The organism is Bradyrhizobium sp., from assembly GCF_035652035.1.
Classification (GTDB): Bacteria; Pseudomonadota; Alphaproteobacteria; order Rhizobiales; family Xanthobacteraceae; genus Bradyrhizobium.
Map to the genome: position 1 here is coordinate 94,546 of NZ_DASREO010000099.1, position 13,572 is coordinate 108,117.

Sequence of the window (13,572 nt, forward strand, 5' to 3'; positions counted from 1 at the left end):
GAAGAAAGTTAGTGGGGCAGCCGCGGCGGCGCAACCGGTAGCAAGACGTCTAACAGGGTTTTGCTCGCGGGGCTGCCGGTTCCTTCGATCGACAACAGCCGCCGCTTCGAGATCAACCCGCCATGGGCGGACATCTTGTCGGTATAGCTTCCGGCCTCCAGCACGCGATGGCAGGGCACGATGACCACAAAGGGATTGCGGCCAATGGCCTGGGTGACCGGGCGGACCGAGCTTGGGGTCCCCATCCGGCTCGCGATCTCGCTATAGGTCACGGTTTGCCCGCGCGGAATTCGCCGTGTGACTTGATAGGTTCGCTGGTCGAAGGCGTGGATGCCGCTCATGTCGAGGGTGATGTCGGCGAGGTCGGCCGCCTCTCCGCGCAGCAGCGCGACGATACCCTCGATCGCCACGTCGACATTGGGTGTCGGGCGTGTCTCGCGGGCCTCGGGATAAAGCTGAAAAAGCCGCCTGCGGGTGTCGATCTCACGGGCTTCCGGCAGCTGTACGCCGACAATGCCCGACTGGCTCCATGCGATGCCGCACCGGCCGATCGCCGTGTCGAAAATGCTGTACGCCCGCCCCAACATACGCCTCGCCCCCGAGAAAGCATCATAGCACCGCTTCTGCCGGCCGCATCTAAAATGTGACAATTCGGTTAAAGCGGATCGGGACGGCGCATTCGATGTTGGCCCTGCGGCAAACTGTGCGTTGCGGGACCACGGCTGCGGCATCGCAAGGCGCGTCATGACCATTCGCCGGCGCGTCATCACCAGCGACGAAACGGAGACGACTTCAAATTTTCCGCGGGAGCGGACACGTGCCAATCAACTAATATTCAGTTCGCGCAGTGCGACCGCTTTGCTAGAGGTCGCGCACCGGACCTCCCCCGTCCGGAACAACCTGGCAAGGCCGTCAAGCGACCATACTCCGCTTGGCGGCCTTGCTGTTTGCGCGCGCGTAGCGAGCCGCGCGCGATCAAAATCGAATTGCCGCGCGGGCAGTGATACATCGGCGCCAGGGTCCCGCTTCAACGCGACGAAGTCTGCTTTGCAAACGTTTTACGACGCTGCGGAGAAAGATTCGTCGCATTGTCTGACTTGATGGTGATCGCTCGCGTGATCGTTCTCACAACTTCGTTGAAGTGCCTTATTTCAAGGCGTTTGCGAGGCGTTGTGGCGAGTGCGCTACAGAAATTTTTCTTAAAGCAGAGCAGAAGCGCGCGCGTGAGGATCCCGTCCGGGACTCTCGTTTTGTTCGTTTTCGCGGGGGCGTATCTGCCGCGATCGTTGTTTGAGGGACCAACATGAAGAAGACTTTCATATCGGCCGCGGCCGTGCTGGCTTTCGCCACCACGATGGCTCACGCCGACGAACTTTCGGATATCCAGGCCCAGCAGAAGCAGTTGCGCGAGCAGATGAGCAAGCGCCTTGCCGATCTCGAAAAGCGGCAGAAGGCGCTCGAAGCCCAGAAGGCCGCTGTGCCGACCATCAGCCCGGTCGACGCGATGGCCGCCGACCTGCCTTACAAGGCCGCCGTCAAGGCGAAGCCGCCGGAGAACGATGACATCTGCATCAAGGGCATTTGCGTCTACGGCAACTTCGACATGGGCGTCACCTATCAGAACCACGGCGCGCCGCTGAGCCCGCTCGCCGTCGGCCCGCTGAACTATCTCGTCTCGAAGAACTCGAACGGTGCGTATTTCGGCGCCGGTCCCAACCAGCTCTCGACCTCGTTCATCGGCCTGCGCGGCAAGCAGGAAATCGGCGACAACCTGTACGCCATCTTCAACCTGCAGACGCAGTTCGACCCGACGAGCGGACAGGCATCGAGCGGCATCGGTTCGGTTGCCCAGAACAACGGGCAGCCCATCACCGGCTTCCAGAATGCGTTCAGCGATTCATCCAAGGCCGGCCAGATGTTCAACAACGCCGCCTATTTCGGCGTGAGCTCGCCGACCTATGGCACGTTCACCATGGGCCGCCAGAGCGCGCTGACTTCGGATCTCGTCACCAACTACGATTCTCTCGCGGGCTCCAACGCCTTTTCGCTGCTCACCTACCAGGGCGCCAATGGCGGCGGCGGCGACACCGAAAACCGCATCTTCGACAACTCCTACGAATATCGCGTGAACATCGGCCCGGTGCGGCTCGCTGCTGAAGCGCAGCTGCGCAACGGCGGCAATAGCGGCACCGGCAATGCCTTCGAAGGCAACATCGGCTTCGACTATATGGGCTTCTCGATGGACTTCGTCGGCGGCAAGATCTATGACGCCGTCTCGGCCTCGCCCTTGACGTCGGCGCAGATTGCGGCGGCCACCGCTTTCGCCGTCGGCACCGGCCAGGTCGCGGGCACCGTGTCCGACAACACCGTGTTCCAGGTCGGCGCGCGCTATGTGATCGGACCGTGGAAGCTGTTTGCGGGTTACGAGCATGTCAACTTCACCAATCCGAGCAACCCGCTCGCGGCCGGCGCGTTCCTCGAGGGCGGCTACATCCTGACCAACCCCAACAACGCCAACTTCCCGAACGACAGGATCCTGCAAACGGCCTGGATCGGCGTGAAGTACTCGATCACGCCGAATCTCGACATCGCCGGCGCCTATTACCACGAGTGGCAGAACAGCTTCGCGGCCGGCGCCAACGCAGGTTGCTCTTCGGTCGTGTCTTCACAGTGCTCTGGCACGCTGGATGCGGTCTCGCTGGTGGTGGACTGGCGCTTCGCCCGGCACATGGACATGTATGCCGGCGCGATGTGGTCGCAGGTCCAGAACGGCCTTGCCAACGGCTTCCTGCAGACGACGGCCACACCAGGCAACACCAGCAACAAGGCCAACTCGGTCGATCCCGGCATCGGCCTCCGTTACCAGTTTTGATCAGTTGACACTGATGATCTGACAAACAGGGCAGGGACATTCGAGGGCGCGAAAGCGTTCGAGAATGTCTCCGCGGCCGACTGATATTTCGGTCTTAGCGGCGATTATCCCGCAAGCCGCCGCCAATCCGGCGGCGGCTTTCGACTTAGTAGGACTTTGCGCCTTCGTTAAGGTCCGCTACGATTGTGGGCATGGAGTATCACAACGTATGAATGATCTTACGCTTCTATCTATCGCCTTGGCAGCGATTGTCGCTGGGATTACTGCGTGGCTTGGCGGTCTGCTTGCTCAGAAGCTTTTTGGTCCAGGCAAAGCAAGGAGCATCATTTCGATTATTTTCGGAGTTGGCTCAATCCCGATCACGAATAATACGCTCGTACCAATGCTCCAACAAGAAGCGGGGCCTTACGAAGCGATCAGTGTGATGAAGCGATCCCCGGTCTTCGATGTAATCTTCAAATATCACCCCGATGCAGAGGTCGACACCGCACAAAAGTTGAAAGATATCATGTCCGGCCCAAGTGCAGGGAGGAGCGCTGCCGCTCGCGCAATCGGTGCGGCGCTTTCAGACAAATACGTGAACATGCACATCTTGATGGCGTCCGATAATGCTGTCCGAAACCTGCTTGTGGCCGAAGAAGCGATCGTTGGTTCGATTAGGTCGCAACCAGACGCTTGTGTGGCACTCTATCTAGGGAGCCCAAACGCTCCCATCGAGAAGGTCTCAAAGGAATCGCTGGACGCGAAAATAAATGCCAGAGCGAACGTTATAAAGACAGCCATCACGCAGCCATCGCCACCATTGACGTCCGTTACAGCGGATGTGCTCGGAAAGGTTTTGGTGCGCGCGTATCAAGCCAAAGGCTTCGAACTAAATAAGATAAGCAAGCTGGAAAATGTTGGCGCGTTACCTTCAAATGAAGGATGCGAGGTCGGATATCATTTTCTGTCGGCTATGGCCTCGCTTGATCCCAAGGAGGCTTCAACGGTCTACAAGGGGCTCTTGATCTTATCAAAACAATGAAGCGACTTGGATGGCTTATCCGTTGCTGGTGGTCCAGGTTCGCCCGCTCTTTACCCAATGAGCCGTCCCCGCCTTGATCCCGCCGCGCCATGTAGCGAGCGGTCGCCGCATCGCCCTCAATTATGGAGTTACCTCGTTCAGGAACGTACGCATGGCCTTGCGGTACCGAAAGAGCATCGGAAATCCAATAATCAGCTCATCTCCCACACTTGGAATTGGATCGACGAACGAGATAATTGCTATCGATTGTTTATTCCAGCGACCGCGAGCGTGGGTAAGCACGTTCCGGGCCGCAATTAGTTCGAGGCAGCCTTGCTTTGCCCATTCAAATTTTGGGTCAAGGTGTGTTGCTAGCTTCTCGATTTTCGACTGTGGAAACACCCCGGCGGTCTCACTGCGCGCGGCAAGAATGTCATCCATCATCTGGTCGAAGATAACTACCAAGTCTTGAACCAGCATGCAGATTACTTGCCGAACGACTTCTTCAAAATGAATGTTTGGGTTGCGCCGAAATTTGACGGCGCTCCTTCCAAAGGGCTCGGATGCGAGCACGGACGAATACGAGGCCTCCGGCTCTAGCCAAGTGCCGGCCTCCAGAATGCTCTTCGGCAAACTTGGCATGTTTCCAAATTCAATGGCCTTCGCAATCCGCAGCGAGTGTATCAAAGTGTAGAGGGTGGTGGTCCACGCGTTTACGCGCCCCCAATCCATTAGCGTGCCTCCCGTCGTTGAAAGTATCGCTCAAGTTGCATAACATGCGGCTGCTCTCGATGGGATATTACAGCGCGCGCAAAAGTGGAAGAGCTGGCTGCATCTGAAACACATGAAGAGCAGTTCAAGTTCTTGCGCCGTAAGATCATTGCGGCGAAGCAGGAGAGGACCAATGGAAGACCTTGAGTTGTATCTGGTCGATATTGTCGATCCGACGTTCAAGGACTTTGAGGAGCACCCGACTTCGAGGCGGCACGCCTTCCTTGCTTGTGTGGTCACATGCCATGCAGTGGACTATCTCGCCTATCCGAATGATCCCCGGTCGCTACGTCAACAATTCGAACATCAGTCGGAGGCATTCAAGATCGTCAATGATGTTGGCCACGCGTTCAAGCACGTGGTTCAGGGCCGCCCGAGTGCTCCTCGAATGATGCAGTCCGACGTTATCGAACGGCCGCCCTTTTATTGGGGAATTGGCGTATGGGGCTTGTCGCGCTGGGGGGATGAAGTCGGAGGCGTAACGCTTGACAGCGATAGGACTGTTGACTTGCTCGAAACCGTGCGTACGGCTGTCGCTTTCCTGTGGTCGAAGGTGGAAGCTTCTCGGCGGCAACTCGATGAACCGCCTCTCATCGGATGAGCCCTCAGTATAGCGGCGCTACTGCCCCCAGCGGCGGCCTTCACGTAAAGCGGAAATAATCGCCAAAACTCGATAGAACGCTGTTGTCGCACAGGTTGAAAGTCATGCAATATGCCCGTCCGGGAAGGAGGCATACATGACGAAAGAAAGAGACCAATTGGCGGGAACGCTTAACGGTCAATATCAAAGTGGTACGGCATCAAAGGCAGAGGTTATCAGCGCACTTGCGCAGTATGATGCCGCGCATGCAACAAAAGTGATGGCAAGGTATTCACTCGCATCAACGATTGTCGCTGCGGTATCGGCGATCTCGTCCGCGGCGGCGGCCTACTTCGCATACGCCAGCCTGCACGTCGTTCACTAGCAATTCCAGAAACGGATTGGGGGAGTAAGGAACATGTTCGGCGACTACGAGTGGGAGTACTCGCCTCTCGCAAAGGCGGGCAATTGGTTTTGGACCAAGGCCGTTGACCCCATCCTTTGCCGGATTGCTGGAGATGGTTATTCGGCACTCAGGACAATCCGGGGCATAATCCAAATCATCATTCTCGTCGCAATTTTGCTTTTGCCGATAAGCGTCTTCTATAAGCCAAGCCACATGTTAACTGCGTCAGGCTTGCTGTTCGACATCGCAGGCGTGCTGCGGCTATTTCTTCTGGAGGAAATAAACAGCTCGTTGGAGCACTTCCGCGAAACTAGACCAGACAATCTTCCGTCAGTCGCAATGCGTGAACTCATCATGCCGGAAGCTGCGGGCCCGTACCAAGAGGATACTTCCGATGATGCCTTTATCCATCGCTTCTATTATGCAAAGCGGGCGGTGTTCTTTCTATTTCTTGGCTTCGTCCTCCAAATGATCGGCGACCTTGTCTGAACCTTCCTTTACTCAAAGAGTGTAGCCATCCAGCATCATGGTGAGGTCAAATTGAGCAAGGTCGCGGACGGCTTCGGCGAAATGGTGTGGAAGATTGACGGCTATGACGGCACTGAGCAAATCTTTGAACAGCGTATTCCGTTAAACAACGCGTCGTCCGAGAGGATTGCCGGAATATTGAAGGATCTCGCGTCCAAGCATCTGACGCCGGGTGAGATTTCTGCGGGCCTCGCCGATGTTCGCTCGGATGCGCAGCACGGCAATCGCATCATACTGATGGCTGGTCAGGACCCTTACTACGTCGCAGCTTTGTTTCGAAGCGACGAGTTAGAGGGAGACGCAGACAGTCGATTGGCGGAGTGACGTTGACGATGGCCTGACAGAAAGGTCGTTCCATGCGACGGCCTTGGCAATCTGCTAGGTTGCTCTTCAACGCCGTGGTGTCGTTATTGGGCAGGGGCCGAGCGAGCCATAGGTATACACCCGGTGCTCTTGCCCTCCCGCTCCGGTTGCGGTTGGATGCGGCAGCATAGGGAAATTGGATGAGCGACTACGAAATTCAGAAAGGCTTTAGTCTCCTCCCCTCCGAAGAGGAGATTACGGCGGTCATCGAGGCGGCCCGCAGGGATGTTCGCTATCTCGTAACCGACTACCCCGTGGAATTGCTAGTCCAAAAATTTAAGGAAGAGCCCGAACAAGAGGGCGACATCTACATTCCAGAATACCAAAGAAAGCTCCGATGGTCTGAGCAAGCTCAGTCTTATTTTATTGAAAGCGTGATACTGAGAATTCCGGTCCCTCCAATCTTTTTCTATGATGTCAAGGGACGCTTGGAAATCGTGGATGGGTCCCAACGGGTCCGGACCTTGGCACGCTTCGTCAATAATGAATTCGCTCTGGGTGACCTCGATAAGCTGGATATTCTGTCAGGTTTCAAATACGCCGATTTCCCGCTCACAATTCGTAAACGCCTTTTCAACACTCCAATCCGCTCATTCGTTCTGGACGAAGGCACCGACGAGAGTACTCGTATCGAGCTGTTCAGACGGTTGAACACTACAGGCAAGACACTGCACGATGCAGAGATCAGGAAGGGTGCTTTCCGCGGCAAATTCTTGGACCTGATCTTGGAGTGCGCCGCGACGGATATCTTCAAAGACCTTTCGCCCAAGATCACCAAAGCCGCTGATCCGGAAAGCGAGCGGCAGGAGCTAGTCACTCGCTTCTTCATATACTCGGATCACTACACAGAATTTAAACACGACGTTCGCCGATTTCTGGACCTGAAAGTAATTGGACTGAACAAGACCATTACCGACGCGCAGGTCCACCAGATGCGAGACGAATTCTTGCGCACCATGACATTCGTGACGGACAACTATCCCAAAGCTTTTTACCGAGGTGGTAAAGGTGGCACGCTGCCCCGCGTTCGGTTTGAGGCTATCGCGGTAGGAACTTGCTTAGCACTAAGGCAAAAGCCAAACCTTAAACTGACTTCCGACCCCGATTGGATTTTTGGCGATCAGTTGAATGCGCTAGTTAGGACGGACGCCAGCAATAGCGGGCCGCGATTGCGCGCTCGTATCGAATTCGTGCGAGATCGATTGCTGGCGCAAAGCAAATGATTGAAGCGGACTTTCGTGCTCGAATTGCTGGAGTGTCATATTATTTGCGGTCTCTCCACGAGCTAGAAGCGCGGCACCGCACGCCCGGCAAGGGTTTTTATCGAGCGGCGGCGACGCTCGCGGCATCTCGCGCCGCGAGCTTCATCATGATTTATAATTGTGTGGAGTTCGCCACTAGGGAGACTGTCGTCAGCGTTAGAAAGAGTATGCAAAATGACAGCAGCTCCTTTGCGGAGCTGATCGCCTATTGGCAGCAAGATATCGTGCACGCGCATTTCAAGAAGAAGTTGCAGGACGGCGTCAATCACGGTGCACTGTTGCAGGAGTTTGTTGAATTTGTCCCGGGAGTAAAGAGCTGGTTGCAGAAGGAGGAAGCCGTACCCTTTGCAGGCAATATCGATCACACGAAGCTGATAAAATTTGCCCGGGACATTGGTGATAGTAGATGGCGGCCGCCCAGTGGGACGTTGGGCGGGTCGGATTTAGCAATCGTAAAAACCGCTAGGAATGAATTAGCACATGGCGAGGAAACGTTCGAAGATATAGGTGGTAATTATTCCGTCGCAGATATCGCAGATAAGCTCGTCCGCGTAAGATCGTTCATGTGTTCGTATATTAGGATGATGCAGCGGTACGAGGCGGGCCGATCTTATGTTAGCTGACGAAATTTCTCAGGTCGGGAATAAAGTTGGGATGCGTTTTCAAACTGCTTTTTTCGATGCGAGATAAAAAGCCCGACGCGGCCCGGGCCGAAAGCTCTGCCGCATCATTCAATTGAAAATCTTCCAAAGTTCCAATAGTGGGCGCGTCCGAGCCCTCGTGCTCGAAGCAGAAATATAGGTGGGGTTTGTCTTTCTCGCCAAATGCAGCGTTAGCAGACTTTGTGAAGGTCCGACTTACGGGCGCTTCGTATTTTACTTCTTCGTTTTTCAAGAAACCCCGACCAATCCATTCGACTACGGGCACACTGACAGCATTGCCAACGAGCTTCCATCTCCCCCGCTTTTTCTTGCTTTTCAAAGCGCCAACGGCGGTCCAACCAGAAGGGAAGCCTTGCATTCGTTCAGCATCCGATATTCCGGGCGTCAAAAAGGACCGCGAACGCTTGTCCCAAATCGCAGGTGGGGATGGGATGGAGAGCGACGAGCCCCCTTTCAATGGTGGCACCGCGCCGGGTGACCAGCCAAGTCCTGTGTTTCCTTCTGTCCAGTAGAAGCCAAACATATCGGCGGTAGGCTGATCGATATTCGCTGCTTCGCTCGCTCCTCGGAAAAGTATCGTTTGCGGCAATACTTTGCGCGATCCCAGAATGAAAACTCTGCGGCGGCGCTGCGGAACGCCGAATTGTCTGCTGTCCAAAATTCGATAAGCCCAACGATAACCCAGCCGTTCAAGGTTCGTGGTGACGTACTTCAATGCAGCTCCGCCGTGAAGGTGCAAGGAAAACGCGACGTTCTCAAGCAACACATATTCCGGCTTGTGCTTGCTTGCCTCGATAACTCGGAAAACTTCCGAAATTAATCCTGAGCTACGGCCGTTGAGCCCCGCAGTCCTTCCGGCTTGGCTTAAATCTTGACACGGCCATCCAGCAGTCAAGATATCGCAAACTGGTAGCTGCTTTAGCGCGCGGACGTCCCTGCGAATGGTGATGCCGGGAAAACGGTGATGCAGAACTGATCTTGCAAGGTCATCGCTCTCGCACATGAGAACCGTTTCGTGGCCAGCCCGAGACAGGCCCAGCTCGAAACCGCCAATGCCACTGAATAAGCTAACGACCCGCATTCGAAGCCCCACGTGGTCGGTCATTTAGCACGTTCGCTGCGAGAACTCGAGTTCTCTTTTTGATAGATGAGTGGATAGGTTTTGCCAGGGTCGCAGCAGCTTGAACTGTCGGCACCTCACATTCCCACACCACTATCACTTTCCAGCCTGCGGCTTCCAAGGATGCCTTTGCTCGCTGATCTCTCGTCACATTTTTCTTGAATTTTTGAAGCCAAAAGTCAGTGCGCGTTGCTGGGGTCGTGGATTTTGTGCAGCCCTTATGCCGATGCCAGAAGCATCCATTGACGAAAACGGCCACCCGCGCACTGGAAAACACAAGATCAGGAGTGCCGGGCAAGTCGCGACGATGGAGGCGAAAGCGAAGCCCCGCCTTGTGAAGGGCTCGTCTCAAGTTGATCTCCGGCTTGGTATGTTGACGACGAACTGCGGCCATCATTGACGAGCGTTTTTTGGGGGAAACGATATCGGCCACTTCGATCTCCTGTCGAAGAGATCGATACTGTCTCATCATAAAATTTACAATTGCTGACGGCGAAACGGCAGACCAACTACAAGGGCCAATCCGGCCAACAACCATCCTCCTCATGTCGGCCTGTTCGATTAGTGCAGGTGTTGTCGAGCAGTCGCTGTCCAACGTCTTTCCAGACGGCATGCGGTTCATAGAACCGCACGGCGTCAGCCTTTTGAATTTCGACGATGCGAGAACAACGACGGCACTCGACGCGGAGCACATGTCGGGGAATTTCTGACAGGCGGCATTGTTGGATCGGCAGCCACGGTTTTCCGGCGGCGCGCGGATCGTGCAGCACGGCATCCCATAATTGATCCGGCATCGGATCGCTCTGGGCTGGGTCGGGCGCTTCGGCCGGTTGGATACCGGCAGGCTCGCGCGCCAGCTTTTCCACTTGCTTTCGGGAAGGCATCCGCCAGCTCGCCGGTCGGTCATTCGTCATGTCTGATTAGAACAAAACATGAACATTTTGTCCAGTGGCAACGAGCACACTGGCGTTCCGCAAATCGTGCCTCATTGGCTTGTCGCAGCGGGCGAGAGCGGGCTATGAAAGGGGCCCGAACGAAACAGGCGACCAACAAGGCGACCAAATCTTCGGAAAGTATGCGCTAAGCTTCTGATTTTGCGGGCGTAGTTCAATGGTAGAACGGCAGCTTCCCAAGCTGCATACGAGGGTTCGATTCCCTTCGCCCGCTCCAACCCCGCTTCGGCCTCGCCTCAGCCCGACCCCACATTCAATCCGCTTTCGCCGGCGATGTCGTGCGACAGCTTGCGCGATTTGAATTTCCACCCTTCGGCCGTCTTGACGACCGTATCCTCATGGGTGCCGGCGACCGCGATGGCAGGGCCGGTTTCGCAATCGCGCGCCACCATGAAATTCGAGACCACCGAAGCGCGGTCGCCAAAGAGTTCGATGATGACGTTGCCGGTGAAATGCTTGCGCCTCTTGCCGGGCGCCGGCTCCGGCACGAGGCCGCGCAGCAACTTCTCGATCGCAGCGGGTCCGCGCCCCGTGCCGTTGCGCGAGATCCATTCGCCGTCCGAGGTGAACAGGCCGGCGAATTCGCGTAAGCGATAGCCGTCAAGCAGGAAGCAATAGCGCGCCAGCAACTGGCGAATGGCCTGCTGGTCTTCCAGTGAGGTGGACATTCGTTCAACTCCGGCACGCGAATCCCAAACAACGAATGTCAGGATTCAGACCACACTGACTTGATTCTCGCCAGCGCGGGATGCGGTTTGATGGAACCGTCATGCCCGCGCATAGCCGTTTGAAGAACGGCGTCGCTTCCGCTCGCCTATGTCGAAGAACGGCGTCGCTTCCGCTCGCCTATGCCGAAGAACGGCGTCGCTTCCGTCCGCCTATCCGCGGGCATCCACGTCTTAATTCCACGGCAAAACAAAGACGTGGATGGCCGGAACCCGTCCCCGCCAAGGCTCCGCCGGGGCCACGATCTCACTCGGCCCGCCGAAGCTCAAGCGAAGGCGGCAAGTCCGGCGTGACGGTGAATAGGGCGCTCGCGGCCAGGCATTCTCCACCGATGTCGGAAGCGTGAAGGCGGCGGCGCGTAACAATGCATGTCCTCTTTGCGAAGAGCCTGACGAACCCAAGGAGGATCCCCATGTTCTCGCGCCTTGTTCTCCCGTCCGTACTGCTCGCAGGCCTCTTGCCGATCATGGCCCATGCCGCTGATCGGCCTGTCGTCGTCGAACTCTTCACCTCTCAGGGTTGCTCGTCCTGCCCGCCGGCCAATGCCTATCTGAACGAGCTCGCGAAGGGCCGGCGCGACGTATTGGCGCTCGCCTTCCACGTCACCTATTGGGATCGCCTCGGCTGGAAGGACCCGTTCTCGCTTGCAACGGCCACCGACCGCCAGGCCGTCTATGGCCGCCGCTTCGGTGATGGCTCCTATACGCCCGAGATCGTCGTCGATGGCGCGACAAGTGCGGTCGGCTCCGACCGCGAGCAGGTCGGTTCGGCGATCGAGCACGCCGGGCGCGACGGGCAGACAGCGGCCGCGGTCAAGATGACCAAAAACGGTGAACAGGTTTCGATCGACGTTGGCGCAGGCTCAGGCCAGGGAAGGATCTTGCTGATCGGCTTCGATCATGAGCACGTCACCGCGATCCATCGCGGCGAGAATAGCGGCCGCACGCTGACCGAGGCCAACGTGGTCCGTTCGTTCCGCAACGTCGGCCAATGGTCAGGTGCGGCGCTGCGCCTCAACGAGCGCTTCCCCGAAGGGCAGGACGCAGCCGTCGTGATCGAGGCGCCCGATGGCCGCATCATCGGCGCCGGCCGGCTTGGGGCTGGCGGCTCGACGTAACCAATCGTTGATCTCACCGCGTCATTGCGAGGAGCGGAAGCGACGAAGCAATCCAGCGATTCCTCAGCCCTCTGGATTGCTTCGCGGAGCCTGTCATCGGGCGCGCGTTCGCGCGACCCGTTGGCTCGCAATGACGGCTGTACCACAGCTACGGTGTAACCGTCAGCGTCGCCTTCATGTTGGGATGAAAGCGACAGTAATACTCGAACGTGCCGGCCTTCTTCAAAACCAGGCTGCCGCTTTTGTTGGGCGGCAGCATCACGTCGAAGTCGCCGTCTTTCGCGGTCGCGGTGTGAGCGAACGGGTCCTTGTTGACCCATTCGATGGTGTCGCCGACCTTGGCCGAAACCTCGCCAGGTGCGATTTCGAGCTTGTCCATCGTGATCTGGACGGTGGCAGCCAGCGCCGAGACGGATACGCCGGACACGAGTCCTGCGATGATCGCGGCGAAAATCCATCTAGTGCCGCCCATTTGAAGTTCCTCCACTGCTCGTTGCGAAGTCCGAGAGGAACTTCAAATGGAAAAGCGGCACTAAGAGTCGACATCTTCTAGTGTCCCTTTGGCTCTGACATTCGCAAGCGAACTCGCAGCGACGGGATACGAATGTCAGAACCGGGACACTAGCCTTCATTGGATGCCTCCTACTTCAGCTCCGCCGCGACATGTTCTGCGTGCTGCTCGTGGCCCTGGAAAATCTTCAACCCCGTCTGCAACAGGCTCTTCAGTTCCGGATTGCTGGCGGACGGGATCAGCGTGGTCTCGAGCGCGCTGTCGACCGCCTTGTGATAGGCAACTTCGTTGGCGACATAGGCCTTGTCGAACGCAGCGCCGTTAAGCTTGCTGAGTTCGTCAAGCTTGGCGGCAGCGTTCTTTGACAGCGTCTTGCTGGTGTCGTTGTCTTCAGGCGTGACGTTGAGCTTCTTGACGAGGTCGAGCGCCTGCTTGTTCACGGCCTCATGGTCGCGCACCATGTCTTCGGCGAAGGCCTTGACGTCCTTGTTGCTTGCTTTCGTCAGCGCCTGTTTCGCCGCCGCGATGTCGATGAGGCCTGCGGTGTAGGCTATATGGGCGATCTGCGGATCGGTCGGCTTGGCGGCTTGCGCGAGAGCTGCGGCGCTCACGAGGCTCAACGCGGCAATCGCCGCGCTCAATCGGATGAACATGATTTGCCACTCCTGTAGGCCGAGGCTTGAGCCGCGGCATTGTGA

General features: G+C 57.0%; 17 protein-coding genes and 1 tRNA gene. 10 read left to right on the forward strand and 8 right to left on the reverse strand.

What is annotated here, in order from left to right:
- Positions 1 to 8 precede the first annotated feature (8 nt).
- Positions 9 to 587 carry a methylated-DNA--[protein]-cysteine S-methyltransferase gene (locus VFB05_RS27960; protein ID WP_325018555.1) on the reverse strand — a complete coding sequence of 193 codons (579 nt, stop codon included), beginning with the start codon at positions 585 to 587 and terminating at the stop codon, positions 9 to 11.
- A gap of 716 nt (positions 588 to 1,303) precedes the next feature.
- Between VFB05_RS27960 and VFB05_RS27965 the strand changes: the two genes are divergently transcribed.
- A complete protein-coding gene (locus tag VFB05_RS27965; RefSeq protein WP_325018557.1) occupies positions 1,304 to 2,872 on the forward strand; it encodes a porin in 1,569 nt (522 codons plus the stop codon).
- A 64-nt stretch (positions 2,873 to 2,936) separates the two neighbouring features.
- Positions 2,937 to 3,896, forward strand: a complete 960-nt coding sequence (locus VFB05_RS27970; RefSeq protein WP_325018559.1) for a hypothetical protein — start codon at positions 2,937 to 2,939, stop codon at positions 3,894 to 3,896.
- 120 nt (positions 3,897 to 4,016) lie between these two features.
- On the opposite strand, the gene VFB05_RS27975 is transcribed toward VFB05_RS27970, so the two are convergent.
- The gene (locus VFB05_RS27975; protein ID WP_325018561.1) at positions 4,017 to 4,607 is read right to left on the reverse strand and encodes a hypothetical protein; all 591 of its coding nucleotides are present in this window, start codon (positions 4,605 to 4,607) and stop codon (positions 4,017 to 4,019) included.
- Between the two features lie 172 nt (positions 4,608 to 4,779).
- Here VFB05_RS27975 and VFB05_RS27980 point away from each other — a divergent pair, with 172 nt between their 5' ends.
- The 6 genes from VFB05_RS27980 (at position 4,780) to VFB05_RS28005 (ending at position 8,408) form a co-directional block, all read left to right on the forward strand.
- Complete coding sequence (locus VFB05_RS27980; protein WP_325018563.1) at positions 4,780 to 5,247, forward strand: hypothetical protein; 468 nt, start codon at positions 4,780 to 4,782, stop codon at positions 5,245 to 5,247.
- A gap of 136 nt (positions 5,248 to 5,383) precedes the next feature.
- Positions 5,384 to 5,611, forward strand: coding sequence for a hypothetical protein (locus VFB05_RS27985; RefSeq protein WP_325018565.1), 228 nt, complete (start codon positions 5,384 to 5,386; stop codon positions 5,609 to 5,611).
- 33 nt (positions 5,612 to 5,644) lie between these two features.
- On the forward strand, positions 5,645 to 6,121 hold the full coding sequence (locus VFB05_RS27990) for a hypothetical protein (RefSeq protein ID WP_325018567.1): 477 nt from the start codon (positions 5,645 to 5,647) through the stop codon (positions 6,119 to 6,121).
- A 51-nt stretch (positions 6,122 to 6,172) separates the two neighbouring features.
- Positions 6,173 to 6,484 (forward strand): hypothetical protein, encoded by a 312-nt coding sequence (locus VFB05_RS27995; RefSeq protein ID WP_325018569.1) that lies wholly within the window; start codon positions 6,173 to 6,175, stop codon positions 6,482 to 6,484.
- 179 nt (positions 6,485 to 6,663) lie between these two features.
- Positions 6,664 to 7,746: a DUF262 domain-containing protein gene (locus tag VFB05_RS28000; protein ID WP_325018571.1), complete on the forward strand. Its 1,083-nt coding sequence runs from the start codon at positions 6,664 to 6,666 to the stop codon at positions 7,744 to 7,746.
- On the forward strand, positions 7,743 to 8,408 hold the full coding sequence (locus tag VFB05_RS28005) for a hypothetical protein (RefSeq protein ID WP_325018573.1): 666 nt from the start codon (positions 7,743 to 7,745) through the stop codon (positions 8,406 to 8,408). The genes VFB05_RS28000 and VFB05_RS28005 overlap by 4 nt, the downstream gene beginning before the upstream one ends.
- On the opposite strand, the gene VFB05_RS28010 is transcribed toward VFB05_RS28005, so the two are convergent.
- From VFB05_RS28010 to VFB05_RS28020, 3 genes are all read right to left on the reverse strand, one after another.
- Positions 8,401 to 9,552: a DNA cytosine methyltransferase gene (locus VFB05_RS28010; RefSeq protein WP_325018575.1), complete on the reverse strand. Its 1,152-nt coding sequence runs from the start codon at positions 9,550 to 9,552 to the stop codon at positions 8,401 to 8,403. The two genes, VFB05_RS28005 and VFB05_RS28010, sit on opposite strands and share 8 nt — an antisense overlap.
- Positions 9,515 to 10,000, reverse strand: coding sequence for a very short patch repair endonuclease (locus VFB05_RS28015; protein WP_325018577.1), 486 nt, complete (start codon positions 9,998 to 10,000; stop codon positions 9,515 to 9,517). The genes VFB05_RS28010 and VFB05_RS28015 overlap by 38 nt, the downstream gene beginning before the upstream one ends.
- A 76-nt stretch (positions 10,001 to 10,076) precedes the next feature.
- Complete coding sequence (locus VFB05_RS28020) at positions 10,077 to 10,481, reverse strand: hypothetical protein (protein WP_325018579.1); 405 nt, start codon at positions 10,479 to 10,481, stop codon at positions 10,077 to 10,079.
- 182 nt (positions 10,482 to 10,663) lie between these two features.
- Between VFB05_RS28020 and VFB05_RS28025 the strand changes: the two genes are divergently transcribed.
- A tRNA-Gly gene (locus VFB05_RS28025) sits at positions 10,664 to 10,737 on the forward strand.
- A 19-nt stretch (positions 10,738 to 10,756) separates the two neighbouring features.
- On the opposite strand, the gene VFB05_RS28030 is transcribed toward VFB05_RS28025, so the two are convergent.
- Positions 10,757 to 11,188 carry a nuclear transport factor 2 family protein gene (locus VFB05_RS28030; RefSeq protein ID WP_325018581.1) on the reverse strand — a complete coding sequence of 144 codons (432 nt, stop codon included), beginning with the start codon at positions 11,186 to 11,188 and terminating at the stop codon, positions 10,757 to 10,759.
- Between the two features lie 470 nt (positions 11,189 to 11,658).
- Between VFB05_RS28030 and VFB05_RS28035 the strand changes: the two genes are divergently transcribed.
- Positions 11,659 to 12,363, forward strand: a complete 705-nt coding sequence (locus tag VFB05_RS28035) for a DUF1223 domain-containing protein (protein ID WP_414643330.1) — start codon at positions 11,659 to 11,661, stop codon at positions 12,361 to 12,363.
- A gap of 148 nt (positions 12,364 to 12,511) precedes the next feature.
- Here VFB05_RS28035 and VFB05_RS28040 read toward each other — a convergent pair whose 3' ends face one another.
- Both VFB05_RS28040 and VFB05_RS28045 read right to left on the reverse strand, forming a co-directional pair.
- A complete protein-coding gene (locus VFB05_RS28040; RefSeq protein WP_325018583.1) occupies positions 12,512 to 12,835 on the reverse strand; it encodes a cupredoxin family copper-binding protein in 324 nt (107 codons plus the stop codon).
- A gap of 170 nt (positions 12,836 to 13,005) precedes the next feature.
- Entirely contained in the window at positions 13,006 to 13,527 is a 522-nt protein-coding gene (locus VFB05_RS28045) for a DUF4142 domain-containing protein (protein WP_325018585.1), read from the reverse strand.
- Positions 13,528 to 13,572: the final 45 nt, after the last annotated feature.

What these genes read in the sequence shown, in the direction of transcription:
- VFB05_RS28040 (WP_325018583.1), bottom strand. Translation starts at nt 12,835, where the DNA reads ATGGGCGGCACTAGATGGATTTTCGCCGCGATCATCGCAGGACTCGTG.
- VFB05_RS28020 (WP_325018579.1), bottom strand. Translation starts at nt 10,481, where the DNA reads ATGACGAATGACCGACCGGCGAGCTGGCGGATGCCTTCCCGAAAGCAA.
- VFB05_RS27980 (WP_325018563.1), top strand. Translation starts at nt 4,780, where the DNA reads ATGGAAGACCTTGAGTTGTATCTGGTCGATATTGTCGATCCGACGTTC.
- VFB05_RS27965 (WP_325018557.1), top strand. Translation starts at nt 1,304, where the DNA reads ATGAAGAAGACTTTCATATCGGCCGCGGCCGTGCTGGCTTTCGCCACC.
- VFB05_RS28045 (WP_325018585.1), bottom strand. Translation starts at nt 13,527, where the DNA reads ATGTTCATCCGATTGAGCGCGGCGATTGCCGCGTTGAGCCTCGTGAGC.
- VFB05_RS27990 (WP_325018567.1), top strand. Translation starts at nt 5,645, where the DNA reads ATGTTCGGCGACTACGAGTGGGAGTACTCGCCTCTCGCAAAGGCGGGC.
- VFB05_RS27960 (WP_325018555.1), bottom strand. Translation starts at nt 587, where the DNA reads ATGTTGGGGCGGGCGTACAGCATTTTCGACACGGCGATCGGCCGGTGC.
- VFB05_RS28005 (WP_325018573.1), top strand. Translation starts at nt 7,743, where the DNA reads ATGATTGAAGCGGACTTTCGTGCTCGAATTGCTGGAGTGTCATATTAT.
- VFB05_RS27985 (WP_325018565.1), top strand. Translation starts at nt 5,384, where the DNA reads ATGACGAAAGAAAGAGACCAATTGGCGGGAACGCTTAACGGTCAATAT.
- VFB05_RS28000 (WP_325018571.1), top strand. Translation starts at nt 6,664, where the DNA reads ATGAGCGACTACGAAATTCAGAAAGGCTTTAGTCTCCTCCCCTCCGAA.
- VFB05_RS28010 (WP_325018575.1), bottom strand. Translation starts at nt 9,552, where the DNA reads ATGACCGACCACGTGGGGCTTCGAATGCGGGTCGTTAGCTTATTCAGT.
- VFB05_RS28030 (WP_325018581.1), bottom strand. Translation starts at nt 11,188, where the DNA reads ATGTCCACCTCACTGGAAGACCAGCAGGCCATTCGCCAGTTGCTGGCG.
- VFB05_RS27970 (WP_325018559.1), top strand. Translation starts at nt 2,937, where the DNA reads ATGTCTCCGCGGCCGACTGATATTTCGGTCTTAGCGGCGATTATCCCG.
- VFB05_RS27975 (WP_325018561.1), bottom strand. Translation starts at nt 4,607, where the DNA reads ATGGATTGGGGGCGCGTAAACGCGTGGACCACCACCCTCTACACTTTG.
- VFB05_RS28035 (WP_414643330.1), top strand. Translation starts at nt 11,659, where the DNA reads ATGTTCTCGCGCCTTGTTCTCCCGTCCGTACTGCTCGCAGGCCTCTTG.